The sequence below is a fragment of the Pseudomonas edaphica genome, assembly GCF_005863185.1.
GTDB classification, from domain to species: domain Bacteria; phylum Pseudomonadota; class Gammaproteobacteria; order Pseudomonadales; family Pseudomonadaceae; genus Aquipseudomonas; species Aquipseudomonas edaphica.
Genome location: NZ_VBVZ01000192.1, coordinates 1 through 10,076, shown reverse-complemented (window position 1 = coordinate 10,076; position 10,076 = coordinate 1). Strand labels below are relative to the sequence as shown.

Genomic DNA, 10,076 nt, shown 5'->3' with positions numbered 1-10,076 from the left:
CCAGGTGCTGTCGCGCTTTGGTGCCGAAGCCGGGATCAGCATGGCGGGCAGTTCGCTGCTCACGGCGGGTAGGAAAAGCCAGGGGCTGCAGGGCGAATTCAACACTGAGAACGGCTTGGCCCAGGTGCTCTCGGGCACCGGCCTGGACTATCAGCGCCAGGCCGATGGCGGCTATGTGTTGCGCCTGCGCCAGGAGGCCGTGCAGCTGCCGACGCAAAAAGTGACGGGCGAAAATCTTGACGAAGAGGAGGTCTACCGCGCGCCGCATTCGTCGGTGTATATCTCCGGCGAAGACATGCAACGTTTCGGCGCGGTGTCGGTGGGTGATGTGCTCAAGGGCCAGCCCGGTGTGCAGGTGGGCGACAGCCGCAATGGCGGCGGGCTGGATGTGAACATTCGTGGCATCCAGGGCCAGAGCCGCGTGGCGGTCACGGTGGACGGCTCGCAGCAGGCGCTGGATGTGTATCGCGGCTATGCCGGTACTCAGCAGCGCAGTTATATCGACCCGGACTTGATCAGCGACATCACCATCGACAAAGGCCCCAGCCTGACCTCCAGCGCCATTGGCGGCACGGTAAAAATGCGCACCCTGGGCGTTGGCGACATCCTCAAGGACGGCCAGAACATCGGCCTGCGCCTCAAGGGCGATTTTTGGAACAACGGCGTCGCCCCGGCTTCCCGCGACCCGCACTCCAAAACCCAGGACCTGTATGCCGAGCCGCATCAGAGCCGTGGCGGGCTGTTCGGCTCGCAGGCCGAAGCCGGCAGCGCTGCGTTTGCCTACACCCATGAGTTTTTCGACGTGGTGGCGGCTTACGCCAAGCGCAACCAGGGCAATTATTTTGCCGGTAAAAAGGGCCAGGACCGTTACCGCACCTATGACCGTTGGGGCGGTGAAGACACCAGCGTCGCCACCACCTACAACGCCGGCGAAGAAGTGCTCAACTCCTCGGCGAAGACCGAATCGTTCCTGCTCAAGACCACCCTGCGCCCGGCGGACGGCCATACCTTCGACCTGGGCTATCGTCGTTATGACGGGCGCATTGGCGAGATCATGCCTTCGGATATCTTCCGTTTCGGCACCGGCGGCATCTATCAGTACCCGCTGGGCCATACCAGGATCGACACCTACACCGCTCGCTACAACTACCTGCCCTCGGGCAACCCGCTGGTGGACCTGACCGCCGACCTGTGGATGACCGACGCCCAAACCAGCCAGCTCACCTCGGTGGCCGCACCTGCGTCCCAGGCTTATCGCTCGGATCGCGCCTGGAGCCGCCAGGCCAACCAGCGCATCGGCGGCGGGCTGGCCAACACCTCACGCTGGGCGACCGACTATGGCGATCTGAAGCTCGACTTGGGCAGCTCGTTCCAGCTCGAAGAACTGCGCCCGCAAAAAGGCGTCGCCACCACCCAGCACGATATCAACGCCAACCGCATGCTGCGCGAAGGCTCGCGGCAGGAGTACAGCTTCAATGGCAAACTCGAATACAAACCGGTGGACCGCCTGACCTTATGGGGCGGCGGCCGTTATACCCACTACCGCAGCAAAGACCATATTGCCAATGCCACCGCGCGACGCGAGGAGCGTGACCTGCGCTACCTGCGCGTCTACAACGGCGACAATTCCGGCAACATGATGTGGTTCCCGGACCAGAACGGCGAGTACACCAACGCCACCGATCCGCGCCTGAACAACGGCATCGTGTTCCAGAACACCAACTTCCCTTTCGAGGGCGTGCGCTACAACGACTTTGGCGTGATCGATTCGACGGTTTACCCGTCCCAGGTTGGTGACGTGGTGAGCGGGTATGACTATTCCGGCAAGGCCAGCAACAGCGGCGGGGCATTTTCGCCGGCGCTGGGCATCAATATCGAAGTGCTGCCGGACACCTTTGTGTATGCCTCCTACACCCAGGGTTTTCGCATGCCCTCGTTGTTTGAAACCAGCCAGGGCGTGCTGCAAACCCTGCCCGGCAAGGGCTTGAAACCCGAGCGCTCAAGCAACTGGGAGGTCGGCGCCAGCACGTTGCGCAAAGGGCTGTTGGTCGAGGATGACGCGGCGGCGATCAAGCTCGCTTACTTCAACAACACCATCAAGAACTACATCACCCGCTACTACGACCCAAGCCCAGGCACCTGGGGCCAGATGCGTTTCAGCAACACCGACAGCTACAAGACCAGCGGCCTGGAGTTGCAAGCCCGCTACGATGCCGGACGCGTGTTTGCCGACCTGTCGTCCACCTACTACCTGAAGACCGAAACCTGCGATGCGGCCTTCGCCGCCACACTGCGCGCCACCAGCAACAGCTACCAAAAAACCGCCGACACCCCGAACTGCACGCCGGGCAGCTTCATGGGTTCCTACACCAACACCCAGAACCCACCCCGGCTTGCTGGCAACCTGACCACTGGCCTGCGCTTCTTTGACCAAAGCCTCACGCTCGGCACACGTATTACCTACACCAGCGGCCCCACCGTCACCGCCGACAAACCTTGGCAGACCGGCGCCACCACGCCGCAACTGAACTACCGCGAAGTAGCACTGGTGGATCTGTTCCTCAACTATAAGTTGCAGGAGGACGCGAGCCTGAATGTATCGCTGCAGAACGTCACCGACCGCTACTACCTGGACCCGCTGGCGCAAAGCTTCATGCCAGCGCCAGGGCGTACAGTGCGGGTGGGCGTGCAGGCGAAGTTCTAAGGGCCAGGCGACGCCCATCGGTTAAGGCTGGACACCTTCACCGTGGCAAGCCTGCTCGCCACAAGTGACGGTGTTCGTCGTTCACGCTCGCCCACTGGCAGGCAGCGCCCGTTCCTAGCTCTCAGGAGGTTACATCGCCTGCACAATGATCTGGCTTTTCAAATCATTGACCATGCCTTCAATCGCCGGCTTCATCGCCGCGAACTCTTGCGGGGAGCACAGGGCATCCGGCTTGGTGAAGGTATAGTGGCGCGTGATCAGCACCGTGTTGGCTTTTTTCACAGTGATCGTTCCCACGCTCTGCGTGGGAATGCATCCGGTGATGCTCCGCGTCACGCCTTCAAGCGCTGGACGCAGAGCGTCCGGGGCGGCATTCCCACGCGGAGCGTGGGAACGATCAAAATCCCCAGGGCAACCTGGGTATCGGCAGGTGCAACCCTCCAAGAGGATCAACGGTATGGCATTTACCACCCTGATACTGGATGCTCCCGGGCCGCCGTTACTGTTTGAGGAAGTCGATCGCTTTCTTGAACTGGGCCTGGGCGTCACCCTCAACCTGCATTATTTCGCGGACAAAGAGCGCATTCGGCAGTACTACGGCACGCGCATTCACTATGCCGAGATCAACTGCCATGACGAGCCTGGCTTTATTGCCGCCGTGAGTCAGGCCGGGGGCTACAGCGTGTTCAAGACGCGCCTGAACATCCCCTTGGGCGCCGGCCTGATCCGCGCTGCCACCTCGCCGGCGTTGGCCACGCCACTGCGCGCCGTTGCCCAGGCTGGCACAGGGGTCAATCATATTGATCAGCTGGCGTGCGAGCAGTGTGGTGTGGCGATCCTTAACACGCCGGGCTCAAACGCGGCCGCTGTTGCCGAATACGTCGTGGCCCAGGCGCTGTATCTGTCGCGCGACCTGGATGACTACAACGCCGAAACGCACAACGGCCATTGGGCAAAAGGCACCCTGGCACCTGCCTGCGAATACGCCGAACTGACGCTTGGGCTGGTGGGCACCGGCAGCATTGCCCGGCAGGTGGCGCGCAAGGCTGCGGCGCTGGGCATCAAGGTGATCGCTACCGGGTCCGAACGCTTTACCGAAGCGGTGGCGCGCAGCCTTGGGCTTGAACGACGGGCGGGTCTTGAACCGTTACTGGCCGAGGCGGACATCGTCTCGATCCACGTACCGCTCACCCCGCAGACCCGAGGCTTGTTCGGCACTGCCGAGTTCCGGCAGATGCGCCAGGGCTCAATCCTCATCAATACCGCGCGCGGCGGGATCGTCGACGAACACCAGTTGGCCGCCTTCATGGGCGAGTTTCCCAGGCATATCAAAGCGGTGGCCATCGATACCTTTGCCCTGGAGAAAGACCGCTTCGACTCGCCATTGACCGCTATTGCCAATGCGCAATTGACGCCGCACATTGCCGGCAATACCACCACGGCAATCCGGACGGCATCACGCCAGATCGTCGACAAGATCCACGCATTCAGTGCCGCCGCCATCGTGCGTTAACCTGCCGGACACAAAGAAGGCCGATGACTCATTCTCGCCCGGCGCGCTGTATTAAAGGCCAAGAGGCTGGTAAGAATGACGTCGGATAGTGAGCCGATGTAATCAATCATGAAACGCCATTTCGAAGATTTACAGCTGGGCAGCATCGAGCTGTTCTGCCTCGCTGCCGAAGCCGGCAGTTTTACCGCTGCTGCGCAGGCTGCGGGCGTTACCCCGGCCGCCGTCAGCCGCAGTATTTCGCGCCTGGAAGAACGCCTGGGCTCGCGCTTGTTTGTGCGTACCACGCGCAGCATTCGCCTCACCGACAGCGGCCGCACATTTTACGAGCAGTGCCGCCAGGCGCTGACGCAACTGGTGGAGGCCCAGCAACAGGTGATGGGCGCGCAGGCGGTGCCGTCCGGGCGCTTGCGCATCAGTGTGCCGACCACTTACGCGCATCACCGCTTGCTGCCGCTGCTGCCCAGGTTCCGTGCGCAGTACCCGCAAGTCACTGTGGATATCCACATCAGCAACCGCAATATCGACTTCGTTGCCGAAGGTTATGACCTGGCCATTCGCGTGCGCGCCCAGCCGGATTCGTCGCTGATCGCGCGGCTGCTGGAAGATGCCGAGCTGGTGGTTGTCGCCGCACCAGCATACTTGCAGCGCGCCGGTACGCCGCAGACGCTGGACGATCTGCCATTGCATGAGTGCATTCAGTTTGAACTGCCCAGCAATGGCCGGCGCATCCCCTGGCTGTTCCAGCTGCAAGGCCAGGAGCAGGAGTTTGCCGGAGAGGCCGGTTACAGCATTGCCCATGATGTGCTGGGCGGCGTAACCCTGGCCAAACACGGCGCGGGGCTGTTTCAGACCTACAAGTTTATCGTTGAGCGTGAATTGGCCGACGGCAGCCTGGTTGAAGTGCTGAAGCCGTTTGGCGGGCGTTCACGGCCCTTCACCTTGCTGTATCCCCATGGGCGCTATGTGCCGCATCGGGTGCGGGCGTTTGTGGATTTTTTGCTGGCATGTCGGGACGAATGGGGCACGCTTTAACAGCAGGCGTGCCCCGATCCAGTCAGACGCCTTGGGGTGTTTCCCCGCGTGCCAGGCGGGCGTTGATGTCTTCAACCACCGCCGCCAGATCGACGATGGTGTCGATCAGGTAATGCGGGCGGGCGCCTTCGAACAGCTGGCCGATGCGTGTACGTTCTTCGGCAAGTTTCTGCGCCGGCAGCGCCTTGAACTGCTCGTAGGTCAGGCCCAGGGCATTGCCGGAGCATGTGAGTGCCACCGTCCACATGCCGGCGCTGCGCCCTTCGAGAATACCCGGCCAGGTGTCATCGACCTTGACGCACGCCGCAACGTCGCTGATGCCCAGCGCGATCACATTGGCCAACGCCTGCGCCGGGTACGGGCGGCCGTTGGGCACTTCATCGGTGGCCACCACGTGGTCGGCGACGTAGCCGTTATGGCGGGCCAGCTCCACGACTTTGGCCATGACCACTGCCGGGTAGCCCGAGCACGAGCCGATTTTGAGGCCTTTGCTGCGCAGGGCTGCAATGGCGTCCAGGGCGCCGGGGATCACCGCCGAATGCAGGGCAATCTTTTCGATTTGCAGGGGCATGAAGCGTTCATACAGCGCGGTGACGTCCTCATCGGTCGGCAGGCGATCAAACACGGCGCGGTAGCGTTCGGCAATTTGCGGCTGGTTGCACAGCGTACGGATGTGGTCCCACTTGCCCATGCCCATGGGGCCGCGCGCCTCCTCCAGTGACACCGCCACGCCAAACTCGGCAAAGGCTTCGACGAAAATCTGGGTGGGGGCAAACGAGCCGAAATCCACCACGGTGCCTGCCCAGTCCAGGACGACAGCTTGCAGTTGCTTGGGTTGTTGGTAATGCATGGTCAATCTCCAGTTGCGGGTACAGGGAGGCCGTCCCTTTCGCGTGCGAGAGGTAGGCGGCCAGTTCAAGGGTCAAGCGTGTGGGGTATTCAGGTGGTCGGTGTGGGGCTTGAGTCGAACAGTTCGGCGATCATGGGTCGATTGCGTCGGATGCCCAGGCAACACAGGTGGTAGTCGATGGAAAACGGGTGATTTACAAAGGTAATCGGGGTCGTACCGGGCGTTTCGGCGTATTCGACCGCCGATACAAAACCGATACCGATACCCTTGGCGATCGCATGCACGATGGCTTCGCGGCTGTTGAGTTGCATCACACAATTAAGCGAGACACCCAGGCGTGTGCAGCTTTCCTCCACCAGTTGGCGGGTGCGCGAGCTTTTTTCACGCATCACCCATTTCTCCTGACTGATCTGCTCCACATGCACCTCCTTCTGGCTGGCCCAGGGATGGTCGTTGCGCACCACGGCAATGATCGGGTAACGGTGGTAAAGCTGCGTGTCGAAGCGCTGGTCGAATTCGGACAGCGCCAGGATCGCCACATCGATATCAAAATTGAACAGCCGGTCCAGGGTTTCCTTTTCGGGTGAGAAGGAGGTTTCCAGCTCGATATCCGGGTGACGTTGCATCAGCTCGTACGTCAGGTTCATCGCAATCGGCGGCGACACCGCCCCCAGGCGTAACATGCCGAGCTTGCGTTGCTTGAAACTCTGCAGCAATTGCACGGCTTCATCTTCTTGCCCGAACAGGCCCTGGGTGATCGCATACAGCTGGTGGCCCGCGGCGCTCATTTCGACAAAACGCCCGCGCCGGTGGAACAACTCAACGGAGAACTTCCTTTCCAGGGCATTCACCTGTTCGCTGACGGTCGGCTGCCCAACACTCAGGAACTCGGCGGCAAGGGTGAAACTGCCGGTCTTCGCCACCGCATGAAAGGAGCGCAGCCACTTGTGGTACTGGTACATGCAAAGGTCCTGTGGCTGGCTCAGCGTCTGATGAACAGTGCGACCACCGCGCTGCTCAGGCAGGCAGTCGTCACCACCAGAAAGATCAGCGACGTATTGCCGGTACTGTCGAGCATACTGCCGATCAGCGGTTCCGCCAGCCCGGCAAACAGGTAGGACGAGAAATTCATCACACCGGTCGCGGTCCCGGCGCGCTTGGCGCCGACCAGGTCCGGGCACAGAGCCCAGAAACTCGACGCCGGGCCATAGACGAAAAAGCCACACAGAAACAACGCGACCAGGCCGATGGCGCTATGCGGCGGCAGGCTCCACATCCACAGGCTGGTGGCGGCACCGAGGACCATGTACAGCATGATCGCCAGGTAGCGTTTTGAGCCGAACAGCTTGTCCGACACCCAGCCATTGCTCAAGGCGCCGATGGCCATGCCAACGGGCAAGGCAACGGTGATCCACTTGGGGTCGACCAGGCTGTCGCCGCTTTTCCAGTTGGCGCCCAGGAAGTGCACCGGCACCCACACGATCAAGCCGTAGCGCGCAGCGTTCTGAAACCCCAGGGACACGGCTGCGATGATCAGGCGGGCATTTTTCAGCACCGCCTTGTAGCGCTGTAACGAGCTTTCGACGGCGCCGTGCGCCACCTCATGGTTCTTGTCTTCGGCATTGGCCACGCCGGTATCGGCAAGGGCTTCGAAACCCATGTCCTGTGGGCGTTCGCGGGCCACCAGGTAAAAGATGATGCCGCCGGCGAGCATCAGCAGCACCGGCAAGCGGAAGATCCAGCGCCATTCCAGTTGCAGCACTTCAAGCACGATAATCGATGTGACGTAGGACAGGATCGAGGCGCAACCGGCGGCGAAGACATAAAAGCCGTAGACCTTGCCGCGCTCGCCCGCGCTCCACCAGTTGGAGATCAGCCGGCTGCCGGGCGCCCAGCCCAAGGCCTGAAAATAGCCATTGAGGCCCCAGGGCAGGATCAGGCTGGCAAAACCGCCGGCAAAGCTGGTCACCCAGTTGGCGGCGCACGACAGCACCGCGCCGAGGGTCATGATGCGCCGCCCGCCAAACTTATCGGCAAGGTTGCCGTTGATGGCCTGGCCGATAGCGTAGGCCCACAGCATGGCCGCAGAAGCCCAGCCGAGGGTTTCCTTGGTCAAGCCGAACTCGGCCTGGATGCCGGGGATGGCAAAACCGAAGGTTTGCCGGCCAGTGTAGAAAAACAGGTAGCAGAACATCGCTGCCAGCAGCATTCGCCATTGGGCGACTCGAAACGAGGCGGTTTTCACGGTAAGGCCAGGCAAGGCTTGGGCACGGTTCATGATCTTTTCCTTTTTATTGTTGGTTCCCACCGAGTGGTGTCGGTGGGCGCACTCTTGCGAGGGTGCGGCAGGAAATCGTCGCTACAGGGGTAAACGGCTGGCTTCAGGCGGCGTGGGCACCGATGAAGTTTTTGCCGCGTGCGCCCTGCAGGGCGAAGTTGATCATGGCTTCGGCCTGGGAGGCTGTTACACCGTAGTCGGCAAACTCCGTCTTCACCTCAAGGCTGTGCAGAAAGTCGCGCAGCCTGTGTTGGGCGTGCTGCAAGTCGCTGCCGAAAATCCGCTGAAGGGTTCGGTCACGCGCTGCGTTGCGACCCCAGGCCAGGCCCAGCACCAGCGGCAGCGTGAACGAGCAGGCAATGCCATGCGGCAGGCCGTGGTGCAGGGTCATTTCGTAGGAGATGGAATGGGCGAGGGCGGTCTTGGTGTTGGAGAACGCCAACCCGGCTTTAAGGGCCGCCAACGCCATGCGCGAGCGCAGTTCCTGATTGGCCAGGTCACGCCGCAGCAACGGCAGGCATTCGAGGATGTCTTCGATGGCCGAAATGGCGAACGTATCCGAGATGGGGTTGGCATTGATGTTCCATACCGCTTCCAACGCATGGGACAAGGCGTCCAGCCCGGTGGAGACGGTGACGCCGGCGGGCACGGTGAGCATCAATTGTGGGTCGATGATCGCCACCTTCGGCCAGGTACACGCCAGGTGCAGCGAGTACTTTTTCAGGCTCGCCGAGTCCCAAATGGTGGCCCAAGGCGTGACTTCACTGCCGGTTCCCGCCGTGGTGGGCGCGGCAATCAGGATTTTGCTGCGCGCAGGCACAAAGGGTTTGCCCGTGGCCAGCAACGCCAGCAACTCATCGAAACGGCCGGACTCGGTGCCCACAATCAGCGCTTTGGCCGTGTCGATGGCGCTGCCGCCGCCCACGGCAATCACCGCATCACAGTCGCCGGCTACCTGCCAGAAACGTTCATAGGTATCGCGCAGTTGCGCCACGTCGGGGTTGGGCTGCACGTCTTCGATGAGGTACACCAGGCGGTCGCCGAGCAGGTCCTGGATGCGTTCCACCAGGCCCAGCCCACGCGCTTCGGGAAAGGTCACCAGCGCCACGGTCTGGCCCTGGGTGATGTCGGCAAGCTCGAGCAGGCTGCCGCAGCCGAAACGCGTGTCTACTGGGTTGTGAAATCGGGCAGTCATGGCGAGTCCTTTGTTTTTGTTGTTGGAAGTGGCCCCATAGTCGGGGCGCTTCAACAAAGGCTCAAATCGATAATTCGCGGGTGTGCATCGGCTGGGCCGATAACGGGCCGGTTCAGGCGTGATTGAAGTGGGTGCGCGGTGCGACGGTTGAGGCTGCAACATCCCATGTCAGTAGGAGTTGAGTGATCGCCGCGTCGATAGCCACATGCGGCACGTTATCGCGCGCCAGAATCGAAACGCCCTGCAAGAAACTGTCAAATACCGTCGCCATCGACGCTGCCTGCGTGGTGCCCGGCAATTGCCCAAGACGTATCCCGCGCTCAATGCAGGCCACAATCCCGGCCCGGGTGCGCACGCGCGATTGCGTCAGCGCGTCCGCGACCCGCGCGTTCTCCGGGCTGGGTGCGCTCATCACGCCCAGCGCCACCATGCAGCCTTTGGGGTGCCCGTCTTCACACTGCATGCGTGCTGACTGGCGCAGCGCGGTTTCGATGGCCTTACGCG

8 protein-coding genes and 1 pseudogene are annotated in these 10,076 nt (G+C 61.9%); 3 read left to right on the top strand and 6 right to left on the bottom strand.

Annotation, left to right across the window (positions count from 1 at the left end; genetic code table 11):
- Positions 1-2,704, top strand: a 2,704-nt coding sequence (locus FEM54_RS14750; protein ID WP_138451607.1) for a TonB-dependent receptor, incomplete at its 5' end; no start/stop codon positions are given.
- Positions 2,705-2,833: 129 nt separating this feature from the next.
- On the opposite strand, the gene FEM54_RS34040 is transcribed toward FEM54_RS14750, so the two are convergent.
- The gene (locus FEM54_RS34040) at positions 2,834-2,986 is read right to left on the bottom strand and encodes a hypothetical protein (RefSeq protein ID WP_017137007.1); all 153 of its coding nucleotides are present in this window, start codon (positions 2,984-2,986) and stop codon (positions 2,834-2,836) included.
- Between the two features lie 175 nt (positions 2,987-3,161).
- Between FEM54_RS34040 and FEM54_RS14745 the strand changes: the two genes are divergently transcribed.
- Positions 3,162-4,217 (top strand): NAD(P)-dependent oxidoreductase, encoded by a 1,056-nt coding sequence (locus FEM54_RS14745; RefSeq protein WP_138451605.1) that lies wholly within the window; start codon positions 3,162-3,164, stop codon positions 4,215-4,217.
- A gap of 108 nt (positions 4,218-4,325) precedes the next feature.
- Positions 4,326-5,249, top strand: coding sequence for a LysR family transcriptional regulator (locus FEM54_RS14740; protein ID WP_017137005.1), 924 nt, complete (start codon positions 4,326-4,328; stop codon positions 5,247-5,249).
- Between the two features lie 22 nt (positions 5,250-5,271).
- On the opposite strand, the gene phnX is transcribed toward FEM54_RS14740, so the two are convergent.
- The 5 genes and pseudogenes from phnX to FEM54_RS14715 form a co-directional block, all read right to left on the bottom strand.
- Positions 5,272-6,099: a phosphonoacetaldehyde hydrolase gene (gene phnX / locus FEM54_RS14735; protein WP_138451603.1), complete on the bottom strand. Its 828-nt coding sequence runs from the start codon at positions 6,097-6,099 to the stop codon at positions 5,272-5,274.
- Positions 6,100-6,188: 89 nt separating this feature from the next.
- Entirely contained in the window at positions 6,189-7,061 is an 873-nt protein-coding gene (locus FEM54_RS14730) for a LysR substrate-binding domain-containing protein (protein WP_017137003.1), read from the bottom strand.
- A gap of 20 nt (positions 7,062-7,081) precedes the next feature.
- Positions 7,082-8,377 (bottom strand): MFS transporter, encoded by a 1,296-nt coding sequence (locus tag FEM54_RS14725; RefSeq protein ID WP_017137002.1) that lies wholly within the window; start codon positions 8,375-8,377, stop codon positions 7,082-7,084.
- Positions 8,378-8,480: 103 nt separating this feature from the next.
- A complete protein-coding gene (psrA, locus tag FEM54_RS14720; RefSeq protein WP_026013707.1) occupies positions 8,481-9,572 on the bottom strand; it encodes an iron-containing alcohol dehydrogenase PsrA in 1,092 nt (363 codons plus the stop codon).
- Positions 9,573-9,684: 112 nt separating this feature from the next.
- Positions 9,685-10,076, bottom strand: a pseudogene (locus FEM54_RS14715) (TetR/AcrR family transcriptional regulator); the annotation flags it as partial.

Bases quoted from the DNA above. Each gene is read 5' to 3' on its own strand.
- FEM54_RS14745 (WP_138451605.1), top strand. From the start codon at position 3,162: ATGGCATTTACCACCCTGATACTGGATGCTCCCGGGCCGCCGTTACTG.
- FEM54_RS14740 (WP_017137005.1), top strand. From the start codon at position 4,326: ATGAAACGCCATTTCGAAGATTTACAGCTGGGCAGCATCGAGCTGTTC.
- phnX (WP_138451603.1), bottom strand. From the start codon at position 6,099: ATGCATTACCAACAACCCAAGCAACTGCAAGCTGTCGTCCTGGACTGG.
- FEM54_RS14730 (WP_017137003.1), bottom strand. From the start codon at position 7,061: ATGTACCAGTACCACAAGTGGCTGCGCTCCTTTCATGCGGTGGCGAAG.
- FEM54_RS14725 (WP_017137002.1), bottom strand. From the start codon at position 8,377: ATGAACCGTGCCCAAGCCTTGCCTGGCCTTACCGTGAAAACCGCCTCG.
- psrA (WP_026013707.1), bottom strand. From the start codon at position 9,572: ATGACTGCCCGATTTCACAACCCAGTAGACACGCGTTTCGGCTGCGGC.